Source organism: Rhodococcus sp. NPDC054953 (assembly GCF_053609225.1).
In genome coordinates, this window is record NZ_JBSGXD010000023.1 from 25,527 (window position 1) to 41,156 (window position 15,630).

Sequence of the window (15,630 nt, forward strand, 5' to 3'; positions counted from 1 at the left end):
GCCAGCCGTACCATGTGGCCCCGCTGCCGCCCTCGATGGTGGTCAGCTGAGTGCCCTTCTGATCCGGTCCGCGACGGCGCTCGCCTCGGCATGGTCGACATATCTCGTTCGGGGCCAGAAGAAGCCGCGCAGGCCGTCCCCCGTGGTGCGGGGCACGATGTGCACGTGCAGGTGCGGCACCGACTGCGACACCGTGTTGTTGATCGCGACGAACGATCCCTGTGCGCCCAGGCCAGCGACCATTGCCGCGGACAGCCGTTGTGCGGCGGTGAACACCGGCGAAATCAGGTCGGCGGGCAGATCGGCCAGCACCGGGACGTGGGTGCGCGGCACCAGCAGGACGTGGCCCGCGAATACCGGCCTGTGGTCGAGGAACGCCACCGTGTCCGCGTCCCGGTGGACGATGTGCGCGTCGATTCGGCCGTCGGCGATCCCGCAGAACAGGCAGTCGCCCGGCGCTGTTCGCGCCCCCGGCGGATCGGTGATCATGGGTCCATCCTGCGCCCCGGAGATGGTGGCTGTGGCTACTCGCCGGCCGGCACTCGACGTGGCTGCCCGCTGCTGCCATCGTTGAGGGAGGGAGTTGAGGAGGCGACCATCATGGATGCGAAGACGTGGTCGGTGACCATGGAGATCGACGAGCACGACGGACGGACGCGCGCGAAGGCGCGGCTGCACGCGGAGGGGAGGCCGGACCTGGTCGGCGTCGGCTTGGCCCGGCTCAACCCGGCCGACCGCGACGTGCCCGCGATCGGTGACGAGCTCGCGACCGCGCGTGCGCTTGCGGACCTGTCGCATCAGCTGATCGATGCGACCGCGGCCGACATCGAGAGCATCACCCACCGGAAGGCGCTGCTGTACGCGTAGCTGCCCGGGAAGCGAATTCCCTGCCAGGCTTGACTCGACCTAGAACGAATGTTCGACTATGGGTCATGCGGTGGCAGGGACAGACGCTGGAGGCCGTCGAATCGGACGTCGAGGACGGCGCCCTCCCCGGTCTGGCGCGGGCCGGGCTGGTGCGCAGCGTGCAGACCCCCGAGTTTGACGGCGTCACCTTCCATGAGGTCCTGTGCAAGTCCGCGCTGAACCGGGTGCCGGACGGGTCGCCACTGCCGTTCCGGTTCACCGTCAACACCTTTCGCGGCTGCACCCATGCGTGTCGCTACTGCTTCGCCCGGCCGACCCACGAGTACCTCGACCTCGACGCGGGTGCGGACTTCGACACCCAGCTGGTCGTCAAGGTCAACGTCGCCGCGGTGCTGCGCCGCGAACTCGCGCGCCGATCCTGGAAGGGGGAACCGGTCGCGCTCGGCACCAATACTGACCCCTACCAGCGCGCCGAGGGCCGCTACCGGCTGATGCCCGGCGTCATCACCGCGCTCGCTGAGTCGGGGACACCGTTCTCGATCCTCACCAAGGGCACCCTGCTGCGGCGCGACCTGCCACTGCTCACCCTCGCAGCCCGTCAGGTCCCGGCCTCACTCGCGGTGTCGCTGGCAATCGGCGACGCGGACCTGCAGCGGGCGATCGAACCGGGCACCCCGTCGCCGCGGGCCCGGCTCGACCTGATCCGGGCGATCACCGATGCGGGCTTCGACTGCACGGTCATGGTCGCGCCGGTCATGCCGTATCTCACCGACTCGACCACGCACCTGGACGGCCTGCTCGGTGCGATCGCGGAGGCAGGCGCGACCGGTGTCACGGTCATCCCGATGCACCTGAGGGGCAGCACTCGCGGGTGGTTCCTGAACTGGGTGGCCGACCACCATCCGGCGCTGATCCGCCGATACCGGCAGCTCTACGGGCGCGGCGCCACCGTCACCCCCGAGTATCGGGCATGGCTGCGAGACCGGGTGACGCCCCTCGTCGAGCGGTACGGACTCGGTGGCGCGGCCCCGCGTCCGCCGGCGCCTGCCGCGCAGCCACCGGAACCGGTCGGCGCTGGCGCGCAGGCGCTGACACTGTTCTGAGCGCGGGGTAGATTCCGGACACCGGCACGAACCATCCGACGGCGGAGGGTGCGATGAGCGAGGACCGTGCGGCGGGTCGGCGGGCGAATCTCCGCTGGCTCCGGCTCGCGATCGTCTACGTTCTCCTCGCGATCGCCGCCTATCAGATGTCGGGCTGGCTGTTCCACAATCTGCGCGGATTCCTCGGTCTGCTGTTCCTGGCGTGGCTCGCGAGCGTCACCATCGAACCGGTCGTCGACTGGTTCGAACGGAAGGGGCTGCGGCGCGGCGCGGGCACCGGCATCGTGCTGGTCGCGGTGATCCTGTTCGCGATCGGATTCGTCGCGGTCTTCGGTGCCCTCCTCGCTGAACAGTTGGCGCAGCTACTGACCGCGCTGCCCGACGCGCTGTCTCGGGTGACCGACTGGGCCAACCGCACGTTCGGAACCGACTTCGCGACCGGCAAGGATCTGATCAAGATCACCCCGGAGACGGTCCGGGACCTCGCCCAGAAGTACACCCCCAGCGTCCTCGGGGTGGTGTCGTCGCTGGTCGGCGTCGTGTTCCAGGGACTGACTCTGCTGCTGTTCGTGTTCTACATGTCCGCGGAGGGCCCGCAACTGAGGCGGACCATCTCCAGTTGGTTCCCGGCGCGGCAGCAGGAGATCATCTCCACGGTGTGGTCGATCTCGGTCGACAAGGCGGGCGGCTACGTGGTGTCGCGGCTGATCCTTGCCGCCGTCAGCACGGTCGCCACCGGGATCTTCCTGATGCTGATCGGGGTGCCCTACTGGCTGCCGTTGGCGATCTGGACGGGGGTCGTCTCCCAGTTCATCCCGACCCTCGGCACCTACCTGGCGATCGCGTTGCCCGCGATCATCGCGGCGGCCCAGCAGCCGATGGACGGGGTGTGGGTGGTGGTGTTCGGGACCGCGTACCAGCAGGTGGAGAACTACCTCCTGCATCCCCGGATCACGTCGAGGACGGTGTCGATCCATCCGGCAGTGGCCTTCGGCTCGGTGATCGTCGGGGCGTCGCTGTTCGGCGCCGTCGGCGCGCTGGTGTCGGTCCCAGTGGTCGCCGTCATCCAGGCGATCGTCGAAACCTACGGGCGCCGTTACGAACTCGTTCATGAGCGGCCGGACGGCGCGGATTCGACCTGACGCCGAGCGTGGGGACGACTGCTTCCACCTTCAACCTATAGCGCACCCGGGGGCTTGCCGCAAGGCCCGGGGTGCGGCGCAGAATCGTCCGCCGAAGCCGCAACCAGCGGACTTCTCGACGCCGAGGGGGCGCATGTCACAGCACGGGTACGAGGACGAACTCCGGTCCGAGCAGGACTACGTTGCGGGATTGCACGCGCGGCTGGACGCGGAGCGGGCCCGGGTGCAGCAACGGCACGGCGCCGCGCTGCGCAGCCCGGTCGACGCCGAGAACGGCGGCACCCTGGTCGAGCGCGACGTTGCGGTGCGGACGTTGGCAGCCGAGGTGGCGCGCCTGAACGTCGCCGACAGCGGGCTCTGCTTCGGCCGGCTGGACGCGATCTCCGGGGAGCGGTCGTACATCGGCCGCATCGGCCTCCTCGACGACGCGAACGATCGCGAACCGCTGCTGCTCGACTGGCGGGCGCCCGCGTCGCGTGCCTTCTACACCGCCACCGGTGCGCACCCGGAGGGCATGCGGCGGCGCAGGCAGTTCCACGGACGCGGCCGTGCGGTGGTCGGGTACACCGACGAGGTGCTCGGCAGTCCGGACGGCGACGCGGCGGGCGATGATGCGCTGCTCGCGGCGGTGAACGCGCCCCGCGGCGACGGCATGCGGGACATCGTGGCGACGATCCAGGCCGAGCAGGACCGGATCATCCGGCTCGAGCATCCCGGCGTGCTCGTCATCGAGGGCGGACCCGGCACCGGGAAGACGGTGGTCGCCCTGCACCGCGTCGCCTACCTGCTGTACACGCAGCGGGAGCAGATCGCCCGCCACGGCGTCCTCGTCGTCGGGCCGAATCGGGCGTTCCTGACCCACATCGACCGGGTGCTGCCGTCGCTGGGGGAGACCGACGTCGTGTTCACGACCACCGGCGACCTGGTTCCGGGCCTGCACGTCACCGCGGTGGATCCGCCCGAGACGGCCCGGATCAAGGGATCGCTGCGGATGCTGGACGTGCTCGCGGCGGCGATCGCCGACCGGCAGCGACTGCCGGAGGATCCCGTGACGCTCGACCTCGCCGACGTGACGGTGCGCATCGACGCCGAGACCGCGGCGTGGGCCAGGGAGGAGGCGCGGGGAAGCGGCCTGCCGCACAACGCCGCCCGCGCAATCTTCACCGACATCGTCACGTACGTGCTCACCGAGCGGGCGATCGGGCGGATCGGTCGCGGCTGGCTGAGCCGGACCGACCGTGAGGCATGGGAGCAGCTGCGCGCGGACCTGCGCGCCGAGCTGGCGGAGCACGCCGCCTTCACCGCGGCGCTCGACGAACTGTGGCCGATGCTCGCGCCGGAAACACTGCTGGCGCAGCTGTATTCGTCACCGAGCCGGCTCGCTGCCGCGGGAGCGGACCCGGTGTTGCTGCGGGAGGAAGGCGACGCCTGGACGGTGTCGGACGTGCCGCTGCTCGACGAATTGGTCGACCTGCTCGGGACCGACCCGGCCGCGGAGCGGGCCGCCGACCGGCGCCGGAGGGCCGAAGCCGACGCGGCGGCGACCTACGCGGCGGGGGTGCTCGATCTGATGGTCGGTCGCGCCGACCACATGGACGACGACGATCACCTGTTTGCGACCGACCTGCTCGACGCGGGAGAGTTGGCGGACCGTTTCGTCGAACGGGACACCAGGGACCTCGCGGACCGCGCTGCGGCGGATCGGGACTGGACCTACCGGCACGTGGTGGTCGACGAGGCGCAGGAGCTCTCGGAGATGGACTGGCGGGTACTGATGCGGCGCTGCCCGAGCCGGTCGTTCACGGTCGTCGGCGACCTGGCGCAACGGCGATCGGCGGCCGGGGCGTCGTCCTGGGCCGCGCTGTTCGACCGATATGTGCCGGGCCGGTGGGTGTACCGGCCGCTGTCGGTCAACTACCGCACCCCGGCCGAGATCATGGCGGTCGCGGGCGCGCTGCTCGGTGAGTTCGCGCCCGATGTCGTGCCGCCGGAATCGGTGCGCGCGTGCGGGGTCCGGCCGTGGGCCAGGCGGGTCGACGGGGACGGTGACCTCGGGGTCGCCATCGACGAGTTCGTCCGTGCCGAGTCGGGAAGGGCGGGGACGAGCGTGGTCATCGGGCCGGACGGCGTCCCCGGTGCGGTGCCGCCGTCGCAGACGAAGGGTCTTGAGTTCGACGCGGTGCTGGTCGTCCTTCCGGAACGGATCCTCGCCGACGGCCCCCGCGGTGCGGCCGATCTGTACGTCGCCCTCACCCGAGCGACCCAACGGCTCGGCGTCCTGCACCGCGCCCCGCTGCCGCGGGCGCTGGCCGGGCTCACCGGTGACGGCCCGCACGGCGTCGACGGCGGCGCCCGGTAGCGCCGTTCGTCAGCTGCCCGTCAGCGCGGACGGGTTGTCGAGGTCGCGGGCGGCGTAGGTGTTGCAGTCCGACACCTGGCCGGTCTGGTAGCCGGTGAGGAACCACTTCTGCCGCTGTTCGGCGGACCCGTGGGTCCAGCCCTCGGGGTTCACCCGGCCGGTCGCCGCCCGCTGGATCCGGTCGTCGCCGACCGAGGACGCGGCGGACAGTGCATCCCGGATGTCGTTCTTGCTCAACGGCTCCAGGAACGGTGCTCCGCCGTCGGGGCCGGCCTGGTTGTCGGCGTAGTGCGCCCAGATCCCGGCGTAGCAGTCGGCCTGCAGCTCGGTGCGCACCGCGCCGGACTCGGGTCCGCGGGGGTCGGCCTGGGCGCGTCCGATGTCGCCGAGCTGGTTCTGGATGTGGTGGCCCACCTCGTGCGCGACCACGTACTCCTGCGCGAGGGGTCCGCCCGACGAGCCGTATTGGTCGACGAGCAGCTGGAAGAAGCTGGTGTCGAAGTAGCCGGTCGAGTCGGCCGGGCAGTAGAACGGCCCGACGTCGCTGGTCGCGTTGCCGCAGCCGGTGTTGATCGCGCCGGAGAACAGGGTGATGCCCGGCTCGACGTATCGGGTCCCGGTCTGCTCCTCGAGCTCCGCGCCCCACACCGAGTCCAGGCTCGCTGCGGTGAACGCGACGCGGCAGTTCACGTCGCGGTTGGCGTCGGCGCCGGTCTCGCAGTTCTCCAGGGTGCCGCCCGCGGCGCCGGGCTGCGGTTCGGTGCCGGACTGCCCGCCGCCGAGCAGGCTTGCGGGGTCGCCGCCGAGCAGCAGGGCCAGCACCAGCACCACGATGCCGCCGAGACCGCCGCCGAGCGCGACCTTGCCGCCGGGGCCGCGGCGCCCGCCGCCGCCCCCGCCGACCCGCACCCGGCCACCGTCCATCCGCGCGCCCTCGTTGAAGGTCATCGTCCACCCCTCGCTCTCCGCGTCCGATCCGTGCGCATCAGCTTGGCACGAAGGCTGCTGGTCGTGATGGTCCGCCGCATTGTGTCTTCGGATCGGGACCTCCGTAGGATCACAGGGCAACCACTCCCAGACATCTCGTGCTGGACGCGTGAAAGGAACCCCGTGCTGCGCACCCATCTCGCCGGCTCGTTGCGAGCCGAGCAGGCCGATCAGACCGTCACCCTCACCGGCTGGGTAGCGCGGCGGCGCGACCACGGCGGCGTCATCTTCATCGACCTGCGGGACGCGTCCGGCGTCGCGCAGGTGGTCTTCCGCAGCGATGACGTGCTCGAGCAGGCGCACCGGCTGCGCGCCGAGTACTGCGTGAAGGTCACCGGTGCCGTCGAGGTCCGGCCCGAGGGCAACCAGAACTTCGAGATCCCGACCGGCGCGATCGAGGTCAATGCGACGCAGCTCGAGGTCCTCAACGAGAGCGCCCCGCTGCCGTTCCAGCTCGACGACCAGCCCGGCGAGGAGGCCCGCCTCAAGCACCGCTACCTGGACCTGCGTCGCGAGGGCCCGGCCCACGCGATCCGGCTGCGGTCGAAGGTCAATGCGGCGGCCCGCGAGGTGCTCGCCCACCACCAGTTCGTGGAGGTCGAGACCCCGACCCTGACCCGGTCCACCCCGGAGGGTGCGCGCGACTTCCTGGTTCCCGCCCGCCTGCAGCCGGGCAACTTCTACGCGCTGCCGCAGTCGCCGCAGCTGTTCAAGCAGCTGCTGATGGTCGGCGGCATCGAGCGGTACTACCAGATCGCGCGCTGCTACCGCGACGAGGACTTCCGCGCCGACCGGCAGCCGGAGTTCACCCAGCTCGACATCGAGATGAGCTTCGTCAACCAGGACGACGTGATCCTCCTCGCGGAGGAGATCCTGACCAACCTGTGGAAGCTGATCGGGCACGAGATCACCACCCCGATCGCCCGGATGACCTACGCCGAGGCGATGCGCCGCTACGGCTCCGACAAGCCGGACCTGCGGTTCGGCATCGAACTCGTCGAGTGCATGGAGTTCTTCTCCGACACCACCTTCCGGGTGTTCCAGGCCGAGTATGTCGGCGCGGTGGTGATGCCCGGCGGCGCGAGCCAGCCGCGGCGCCAGCTCGATGCCTGGCAGGAGTGGGCGAAGCAGCGCGGCGCCAAGGGGCTGGCCTACGTGCTCATCGGCGAGGACGGGGAGCTGACCGGTCCGGTCGCGAAGAACCTCACCGACGCCGAGCGTGCGGGCCTCGCCGCGCACGTCGGCGCGCAGCCCGGCGACTGCATCTTCTTCGCGGCAGGCGCCACCAAGGCGATGCGGGGACTGCTCGGCGCCGCCCGCGGCGAGATCGCCCGCAAGCAGGACCTGATCGACCCGAACGAGTGGGCGTTCGTGTGGATCGTCGACGCGCCGCTGTTCGAGCCCACCTCCGACGCCGTCGCGGGCGGCGACGTTGCCCTCGGCTACAGCGCCTGGACCGCCGTGCATCACGCGTTCACCTCGCCGAAGCCGGAGTCGATCGACTCCTTCGACACCGACCCCGGCTCGGCGCTGGCCTACGCCTACGACATCGTCTGCAACGGCAATGAGATCGGCGGCGGGTCGATCCGCATCCACCGCAAGGACATTCAGGAACGCGTCTTCAAGGTGATGGGTATCTCGCACGAGGAGGCGGAGGAGAAGTTCGGCTTCCTGCTCGACGCCTTCGCGTTTGGCGCCCCGCCGCACGGCGGCATCGCGTTCGGCTGGGACCGGATCACCGCGCTGCTCGCCGGGATGGACTCGATCCGTGAGGTGATCGCGTTCCCGAAGTCCGGCGGCGGCGTCGACCCGCTCACCGAGGCGCCTGCCCCGATCACCGAACTGCAGCGCACGGAGTCGGGTATCGACTTCACGCCGGAGCCGGACGAGGCCTGACCTGCCGCTCCCGGGCCGCACCGGCGCGGGCCGTGACCGTTTCGTTACGCAACGGACGGATCGGTCCGTTGTCGCTGGTCGGCTCGGGAGCAGTCCGGGAACCACCCTTCCCCGCCGCGCGGAGTGCCCCCGCGATGTCACCTCGGGCAGGTAGGTTGTTGGGCGCTATGACCGCACTCTTGGCTGATCCAGTATCCGAAGTGGTTGCCGCCGCCGAACGGCTGCTCGAGCGCCGCACCGGCGCGCCGGTGACCCTCGTCGATCCCGTCGATCTCGGGGGCAGTGGCCGCACCGTCGTCCTCCGCGTTCGGTGCGCGGCGAACCCGTTCTCGCTGCCCCGCACCCTGGTGATCAAGCAGGTCCGGGAACTGTCCGAGGTCGCGCACGCCCGCAGTGTCGCCGGGTACCCGGGCGGCACCGCCGGGGACGGCACGTTCGAGGGCGACCTGCTCGGCCGCGGCGGAGCGGCAGGCGGGGAGGTGGCCGAGACCGCGTTCCTGCGGGAGGCCGTCTCCTACCAGTTCGCCACCGCGCTCGCGACGGACAGCCGTCCCGGTCCCTCGCTGATCGCGTACGACCTGTCCGCGCGGTTGCTGATCCTCACCGACCTCGGTGACGCCGACCCGCTGGCTCGGCTCCTCGTCCGCCAGGACGAGGCGGCGGTCACCAATTCCCTGATGGCCCTTGCCCAGTCGCTGGGGCGCATGCACGCCGCCACCGTCGGTCGGGAGGAGGACTTCGCCGCGCTGCTGCGCCGCTCCGGTGTCGCGCACCTCGGGAACGCGGTGTCCGGTCAGGTCGCGACGACGATTCCGAAGCTGCCCGGCATGCTCGACCGGGACCTCGGCGCCGCGCCTGCGTCGGAGGTGATCGAGATGGCGCAGCGCGCGACCGCCCTGTTCGACGGCGGACGGCACCGCGCGTTCAGCCCGTCCGACCTGTGCCCGGACAACATCATCGTCAACGACGAGGGTGTCCGATTCCTCGACTACGAGTGGGGTGGCTTCCGGGACGCCACCCTCGACCTCGCCTACGCGCTCATCTCCTTCCCCGGCTGCCTGTGCAGCTTCGAGCTGTCCACGCAGCGCTCGCTGGCGATGGTCGAGGCCTGGCGGGCCGAGGTTGTCGGCATGTGGCCGCACCTCGCCGACGATCGGACCCTGTACGCCCGGCTCCTCGAGGCTCAGCTGGTGTGGGTGTGGCTGTCCACCTACTGGTTCCTCCCGGAGGACCACGCCCGGATCGCCGCGGTGCGCGAACACCAGCTGTCGGCGCCGCGCTCCAAGGCGCTGACCGCGCGGTGGCGCGCGCTCGGCGAGTTCGCCGAGCACGCGCAGGTCGCGGTCGTCGCCGACCATGCCAGGGACGTCGCCGACCGGCTCGCCGACGTCTGGACCTGAGCCAGCGCTTGGACCTGAGCCAGCGCCTGGACCTGAGCCGACGGGACGCGACCCGGATCACCCGATCCGCGCCGCCCCGTCCCAGCCGCCCGCCGGGGCGGACATGCCGAACAGCGCCGCGACGGTCGGTGCCACGTCGACCGTCCGCACCGGGATCCGGTCGATCCGCGGCGGCCCGACAACGCGGTGACCACCGGCGACGAAGAACGGGATCGGCAGCGTCGCGGCGTGCCCGTGGTTGCCGGGGATCGGGTTGGACATCGGGGTTGGGTCGCTGAACCGCCACCCGGGCAGGCAGAACACCGCGACGTCCCCAGCGCGGTCCCCGAGCGCGGTGTCTGCGACCGCCCACGCCGACTCGACACCCTCGACCGCGGCGGCGATCCGCCGGATCCGGGTGATCGCGGCGGCCCGCTCGTCGTCGCCGCCGGTGAAGTAGACCAGGTCGGCGCCGCCGTTCTGCGCGATCCGCACCCGACCCCGGAGCAGCGGATCCGCGGCCAATGGCGCGGTCAGGCCGACCAGCCTGGTCGGCACCGACCAGTCCATTGAATGGTCGGCGAGCACGATCAGCACACTGCGGTCCCACCGCCCGGACTCGTGCAGGAACGCGGTGAACCGGCGCACCAGTTCGTCGGTGCCGCGCAGTGACTGCGTCCTGGCCAGCCGCAGCGACGGCCCGGACAGGTCGAGGTGCCCGACCCGGTCCACGTCGCCCAGGTTGACGAACGTCAGCCGCGGGGAATGCTCGGCGACGATCTGCGTCAGCGCCGTCGTGGTGAACAGGTCCGGGGCGTGCTCGGTTCCCGGGATCTGCGGCACCGGATCCCACGCCACCGATGCCCGCCCGCCGAACAGGCCATGCAGATAGCGTTTCGACAGCACCGACGCCGTCACCCACCCGCGCTCGGCGCGCACCCGGTCGAGCATCGTCGGCGCCAGCAGGTCACCCGGCCGATCCAGTTCGCGGGTGCCGCCCTCGGCGCGGTCGTGGATCGTGTTGGCGGGCACCCCGTTCCGGTTCGGGAGCACCCCGGTCATCATCGCCGCGTGATTGGGCAGGGTCTCGGCCACGGTGATCGCCGACGCGTTCGGGAACCGGACGCCGGACTCGGCCAGCGCGGTGAGGGCCGGGGTGCGGTCCGGCGTCAGCTCGTCGGGACGCATCCCGTCGACCACCAGGACGTACACGTCCGCGTCCGGGGCGGCGGCCCGCCTGCCTGCCGCCGTCGCGCGGGCGGGGGCGGTGCCCAGCACGGTGAGCCCGGTCAGGGCGGCCGCGCCGGCGAGGACGGTGCGCCGGGACGGCCCGGACGGGTTGGTGCGGTGGGTGTGGGTGGGGTGCACGGTCACCTCGTCGTTCGCGGCGGTCACGGCAGCGGGGTGGCGGGGGAGAGTCGCTGGCTGCCGTCCGCGACCGCGAGGCTCGCGCCGACCCGGGCGCCCGCCGCCGGATCGGTCGGGTCGGTCAGATACCACCAGTCCATCTGGGCGCGGTCGGCGGTCACCTCGAACACCCCGAACCCGTGCGAGTCCAGTTCGACGTGCCGCAGGTGACGGTTCGTCGCCCGCAGCGCGGCCTCGACCGCCGGGGAGGCCGAGCGGGATGGGACGCCGAGCAGGTCGTCGATGTTGGGGGAGGTCACCGACGGGACGACGAACTCGGTGCCCACGGTGCCGCCCGCGGGCTGCTGCGCGGCGTCGAGGGGCAGTTCCGCCGCCCACGACGAGTGGATGTCGCCGGTGAGGAAGACGGTGTTCGGGGCGGCGGCCGCGGCGATCGCGTCGAAGAGACGGCGCCGGTCGCTGGTGTAGCCGTCCCACTGGTCGGCGTTGTACGACAGCCCGGCCCGGGGCACGCCGACCGCACGGGTGAGCGCCTCCGTCGTGCGAACATCCAGGGGCGGCAACAGGATCGGCGCGATCATCACGGGATTGCCGACCAGCCGCCATCGGGTCGGCGCGGTGACGATGCCCGCGGTCAGCCAGTCGAGTTGGCGCGCGCCGGTGATCGTCCGGTCGGTCGCGTCGACCGCGGCCGAGGCGGCCGACACCTGCTCGGAGCGGTGACTGCGCAGGTCCAGCATCGACAGTTCCGCCAACCGGCCGAACCGCAACCGCCGGTACAGCGGCTGGTCGGGGCGGGTCACGCGGAGCGGCATCCATTCCAGGTAGGCGCGCCTGCCGTCGGCGTACCGTCGCGCCCAGGCGCCCTCGAGCCCGGGGGTGTGGTTCTCGGCGCCGTCCCGCCAGGCGTTGTCGGCGGTCTCGTGGTCGTCCCAGGTGACGATGAACGGTTGCCTGGCGTGCAGGGCCTGCAGGTCCGGGTCGGTCTTGTACTGCGCGTGCCGGATTCGGTAGTCGGCGAGCGTCACGATCTCGTGCGCCGGGTCGTGCAGTCGGACCGGGCCGCCGCGGGCGCCGTACTCGCCGCGCCCGTACTCGTAGAGGTAGTCGCCGAGGTGGACGATCGCGTCGAGGTCGTCGCGGGCGGCGAGATGCCGGTATGCGGCGAAGTACCCGGCCTCCCAGTTCGAGCAGGACACCACCCCGAACCGCAGGCGGGCGACGTCGGCGTCCACGTGCGGTGCGGTGCGGGTGCGGCCGGGGCGGGACCGCTGGCCGTCGGGTGCGGTGAACCGGTAGTGGTAGGTCGTCGCGGGTGCGAGGCCCGTCACGTCCACCTTCACGGTGTGGTCGGTGTCGGCGGTCGCGGTGACGGCGCCCGCCCGGACCACGGCGGCGAATCCGGGGTCGGTCGCGACCTCCCAGCGCACCCGGGTCGGCGCCCCCGCGCCGGATCCGGGGGTGGCGTCCGGGGTCGGGGTGATGCGCGTCCAGATGATCACCCGGTCGGGCAGCGGATCCCCGGATGCGACCCCGTTGGCGAATGCCGTGCCCGGCTCGGTGGCGGTCGCGGTCCGGGCCGCGAGCACGGCGGCGCCCGCCGCGAGGGTCGAACCCAGCAACACGGTGCGGCGGGTGAGGCGGGGCGAGTCGTCGGTGGACATGCCTGCATGACAACCGAAACTGGACGAGTGTTCAATCGGTGGCGCTGGGTCCGAACCGATGTTCACGAAGAGTTCCGACGGCCGTCGCCCACCGGCCGCCGGGCCGGCCGGGCCCGGTAGGTTCGAGCACGTGAGCGATTGGCTGGGACCGTCCGACAGCGCGGCCGAGGAGAACGGTCTGTTCGAGGCGCCGGGCGCGGTGGACCGGGAACCCGCACCCGGCGGCGTCACCGGGGGTCTCGCGCCGACCCGCCCCGACGCGCCGCTGGCCGTCCGGATGCGCCCGGAGACCCTCGAGGAGGTGCTCGGCCAGGACCATCTCCTCGGGTCGGGTGCCCCGCTGCGCCGCCTCGTCGAGGGATCCGGCGCCGCCTCGGTGCTGCTGTACGGTCCGCCCGGCACCGGCAAGACGACCCTCGCGTCGCTGATCTCCCGGGCCACCGGACGCCGGTTCGAGGCGCTGTCCGCGCTGTCCGCCGGGGTCAAGGATGTGCGCGCCGTCATCGACCTGGCCCGCAGGCGACTCGCGGCGGGGACCTCGGGTCGTTCCGTGGGCTCCACTCCCGGCGAACAGACCGTGCTGTTCATCGACGAGGTACACCGCTTCTCCAAGACCCAGCAGGACGCGCTGCTCGCCGCCGTGGAGAACCGGATCGTGCTGCTCGTCGCCGCGACCACCGAGAACCCGTCGTTCTCCGTCGTCTCGCCGCTGCTGTCCCGGTCGCTGGTGCTGCAGCTGAAGTCGCTGACGGACGGGGACATTCGTGAACTTCTCGACCGTGCGGTGACCGATCCGCGGGGGTTCGGCGGTGCCGTCACGCTGGCGGACGAGGCGATCGACCACCTGGTCCGGCTTTCCGGCGGCGACGCGCGGCGGGCGCTGACCGCGCTCGAGGCGGCGGTCGAGGCCGTGCAGGACCGCGACGGTGGTGCCGTCGTCGACCTCGCCGCGGTCGAGGCAAGCGTCGACCGGGCCGCGGTCCGCTACGACCGGGACGGCGACCAGCATTACGACATCATCAGCGCGTTTATCAAGTCGCTGCGCGGATCCGACGTCGACGCCGCGCTGCACTACCTCGCACGGATGATCGTCGCGGGGGAGGACCCGCGGTTCATTGCCCGGCGGTTGATGATCCATGCCAGCGAGGATGTCGGGATGGCCGACCCGACGGCGCTGCAGACCGCGACCGCAGCCGCGCAGGTGGTGCAGCTCGTCGGGATGCCGGAGGCGCAGCTCGCGCTGGCGCAGGCCACCATCCACATCGCCACCGCGCCCAAGTCCGGTGCGGTCACCGCCGCGATCGGGGCCGCGATCGCCGACATCCGGGCGGGCAAGGTCGGGGCCGTTCCGCCGCACCTGCGGGACGGGCACTACGCGGGCGCGCAGCCCCTCGGCAATGCGGTCGGCTACCGGTACCCGCACGACACGTCCGACGGGGTGCTGGCGCAGCAGTACCCGCCGGACGACCTCGTCGGGGTCGACTACTACGACCCGACCACGCACGGCTCCGAGCGCGAGATCGGCGCGCGGGTCGGCAAATTGCGGCGTATCGTCCGCGGCTGACGCGCCTGTGCGTGCTGTGCACCCCGATCGGGGTGCACAGCACGCACCGTTCGACGGACGAGGGGAGCCGACATGACGGGCACTCGGGAACCGGACTGGCAGCCCCGGTCCGACGCGGTCCAATCCGACCAGCTCGCGTCCTACGACGCGATGCGGGCCCGCTGCCCGATCGCATACGACGGCAACGACAGCTGGACGGTATTCGGGCACGCGGACACCGTCGCGATCGCCGACGACCCCGGCACCTACTCGAACGAGGTGTCCCGGCACCTGCAGATCCCGAACGGTCTCGACGGCGAGCGGCACCGCAGCCTCCGGCGGATCGTGGACGGCTACTTCACCGGGGACCGGATCGCCGCGTTCGAGCCAATGCTGCGGACCATCTGCGCCGGGCTGGTCTCGGCCCTGCCGAGGGGCGTCGACGTCGACGCGATGGCGGACCTGGCCGAACCCTTCGCGAACGACGCGACCTGTGCGTTCATGGGCTGGCCGGACACGCTGCGTGCCCCGATGCGGGACTGGACGGAGAAGAACCGGCGCGCAACGCTCGCCGTGGATCGGGCCGCGATGGCGGCGATCGCGGTCGAGTTCGACGGTCACATCCGGGAACAGTTGGACCGGCGCAGGGGACGCCCCGCCGCCGACCCGACCGGGGAGTTGCTCACCGAACGCGTCGACGGCAGGCCCCTCACCGACGAGGAGATCGTCTCCATCATCCGGAACTGGACGGTGGCGGAACTGTCCACGATCGCGGCCAGCGCCGGTGTCGTCGCCGAGTTCCTCGCCCGACACCCGGACGTCCAGGCGGTGCTGCGCGCCGACCCGGCGCTGCTCGACGCCGCCACCGACGAGATCCAGCGGATCAACTCGCCGTTCGTGGCGAGCAGACGCCGGGTGACCCGGCCTGCCGACGTGGCGGGGACCCCGGTCAATGCCGGGGACCGGGTGTACGTGGTGTGGGCTTCGGCAAACCGCGACCCGCGGGTGTTCGGCGACCCCGACGAGTTCCGCCTCGACCGGGACCGGGCCGACAACCTGGTCTACGGTCGCGGCGTCCACTACTGTCCCGGCGCGCCGCTCGCGCGGCTGGAGTTGCGGGTGCTGTTCGAGGAACTGCTGGCGGCGACGACCGCGATCGCGCCGGGCGGCGGGGCGACCGTCACCGCGCGCTATCCGACCGGCGGGTTCACCCGGCTGTCCCTGCGTCTTCGGTGATCGCGCCACTGCCCGCGGAACTCGCCTGACACGGACGTTAAGCTTGTGAAGGGTCGATGTCGTCGTGCACGGCGACGGTCGACGGC

General features: G+C 71.7%; 12 protein-coding genes. 8 read left to right on the top strand and 4 right to left on the bottom strand.

What is annotated here, in order from left to right; translation table 11 throughout:
• Nucleotides 1–42: 42 nt before the first annotated feature.
• Nucleotides 43–489 carry an HIT family protein gene (locus tag ACWF62_RS15790; RefSeq protein WP_378506246.1) on the bottom strand — a complete coding sequence of 149 codons (447 nt, stop codon included), beginning with the start codon at nucleotides 487–489 and terminating at the stop codon, nucleotides 43–45.
• 111 nt (nucleotides 490–600) lie between these two features.
• On the opposite strand from ACWF62_RS15790, the gene ACWF62_RS15795 reads away from it, so the two are divergent.
• The 4 genes from ACWF62_RS15795 (at nucleotide 601) to helR (ending at nucleotide 5,471) form a co-directional block, all read left to right on the top strand.
• Nucleotides 601–867 carry a DUF1876 domain-containing protein gene (locus ACWF62_RS15795; protein WP_378506247.1) on the top strand — a complete coding sequence of 89 codons (267 nt, stop codon included), beginning with the start codon at nucleotides 601–603 and terminating at the stop codon, nucleotides 865–867.
• Between the two features lie 65 nt (nucleotides 868–932).
• Nucleotides 933–1,970, top strand: coding sequence for an Rv2578c family radical SAM protein (locus tag ACWF62_RS15800; RefSeq protein WP_378506248.1), 1,038 nt, complete (start codon nucleotides 933–935; stop codon nucleotides 1,968–1,970).
• A gap of 53 nt (nucleotides 1,971–2,023) precedes the next feature.
• Nucleotides 2,024–3,112: an AI-2E family transporter gene (locus ACWF62_RS15805; RefSeq protein WP_378506249.1), complete on the top strand. Its 1,089-nt coding sequence runs from the start codon at nucleotides 2,024–2,026 to the stop codon at nucleotides 3,110–3,112.
• A 133-nt stretch (nucleotides 3,113–3,245) separates the two neighbouring features.
• Nucleotides 3,246–5,471: an RNA polymerase recycling motor ATPase HelR gene (gene helR / locus ACWF62_RS15810; RefSeq protein ID WP_378506250.1), complete on the top strand. Its 2,226-nt coding sequence runs from the start codon at nucleotides 3,246–3,248 to the stop codon at nucleotides 5,469–5,471.
• A gap of 9 nt (nucleotides 5,472–5,480) precedes the next feature.
• Here the strand turns inward: helR and ypfJ are convergent, their stop codons facing one another.
• Nucleotides 5,481–6,419 carry a KPN_02809 family neutral zinc metallopeptidase gene (gene ypfJ, locus ACWF62_RS15815; RefSeq protein WP_378506251.1) on the bottom strand — a complete coding sequence of 313 codons (939 nt, stop codon included), beginning with the start codon at nucleotides 6,417–6,419 and terminating at the stop codon, nucleotides 5,481–5,483.
• A gap of 162 nt (nucleotides 6,420–6,581) precedes the next feature.
• Here ypfJ and aspS point away from each other — a divergent pair, with 162 nt between their 5' ends.
• Entirely contained in the window at nucleotides 6,582–8,354 is a 1,773-nt protein-coding gene (gene aspS, locus ACWF62_RS15820; protein ID WP_378506252.1) for an aspartate--tRNA ligase, read from the top strand.
• A gap of 167 nt (nucleotides 8,355–8,521) precedes the next feature.
• Nucleotides 8,522–9,754: a phosphotransferase family protein gene (locus tag ACWF62_RS15825; protein ID WP_378506253.1), complete on the top strand. Its 1,233-nt coding sequence runs from the start codon at nucleotides 8,522–8,524 to the stop codon at nucleotides 9,752–9,754.
• A 57-nt stretch (nucleotides 9,755–9,811) separates the two neighbouring features.
• Here the strand turns inward: ACWF62_RS15825 and ACWF62_RS15830 are convergent, their stop codons facing one another.
• Together ACWF62_RS15830 and ACWF62_RS15835 are read right to left on the bottom strand one after the other, a co-directional pair.
• Nucleotides 9,812–11,101: an alkaline phosphatase family protein gene (locus ACWF62_RS15830; protein WP_378506401.1), complete on the bottom strand. Its 1,290-nt coding sequence runs from the start codon at nucleotides 11,099–11,101 to the stop codon at nucleotides 9,812–9,814.
• Between the two features lie 23 nt (nucleotides 11,102–11,124).
• Nucleotides 11,125–12,765, bottom strand: a complete 1,641-nt coding sequence (locus ACWF62_RS15835) for an alkaline phosphatase D family protein (protein WP_378506254.1) — start codon at nucleotides 12,763–12,765, stop codon at nucleotides 11,125–11,127.
• Between the two features lie 199 nt (nucleotides 12,766–12,964).
• Here ACWF62_RS15835 and ACWF62_RS15840 point away from each other — a divergent pair, with 199 nt between their 5' ends.
• Nucleotides 12,965–14,329 (top strand): replication-associated recombination protein A, encoded by a 1,365-nt coding sequence (locus ACWF62_RS15840; RefSeq protein WP_452630586.1) that lies wholly within the window; start codon nucleotides 12,965–12,967, stop codon nucleotides 14,327–14,329.
• A 72-nt stretch (nucleotides 14,330–14,401) separates the two neighbouring features.
• Entirely contained in the window at nucleotides 14,402–15,544 is a 1,143-nt protein-coding gene (locus tag ACWF62_RS15845) for a cytochrome P450 (RefSeq protein ID WP_378570070.1), read from the top strand.
• The last annotated feature ends 86 nt before the right edge of the window (nucleotides 15,545–15,630 follow it).

Coding starts and splice junctions, on each gene's coding strand:
- ACWF62_RS15790 (WP_378506246.1), bottom strand. CDS start 489: ATGATCACCGATCCGCCGGGGGCGCGAACAGCGCCGGGCGACTGCCTG.
- ACWF62_RS15795 (WP_378506247.1), top strand. CDS start 601: ATGGATGCGAAGACGTGGTCGGTGACCATGGAGATCGACGAGCACGAC.
- ACWF62_RS15800 (WP_378506248.1), top strand. CDS start 933: ATGCGGTGGCAGGGACAGACGCTGGAGGCCGTCGAATCGGACGTCGAG.
- ACWF62_RS15805 (WP_378506249.1), top strand. CDS start 2,024: ATGAGCGAGGACCGTGCGGCGGGTCGGCGGGCGAATCTCCGCTGGCTC.
- helR (WP_378506250.1), top strand. CDS start 3,246: ATGTCACAGCACGGGTACGAGGACGAACTCCGGTCCGAGCAGGACTAC.
- ypfJ (WP_378506251.1), bottom strand. CDS start 6,419: ATGACCTTCAACGAGGGCGCGCGGATGGACGGTGGCCGGGTGCGGGTC.
- ACWF62_RS15825 (WP_378506253.1), top strand. CDS start 8,522: ATGACCGCACTCTTGGCTGATCCAGTATCCGAAGTGGTTGCCGCCGCC.
- ACWF62_RS15835 (WP_378506254.1), bottom strand. CDS start 12,765: ATGTCCACCGACGACTCGCCCCGCCTCACCCGCCGCACCGTGTTGCTG.
- ACWF62_RS15845 (WP_378570070.1), top strand. CDS start 14,402: ATGACGGGCACTCGGGAACCGGACTGGCAGCCCCGGTCCGACGCGGTC.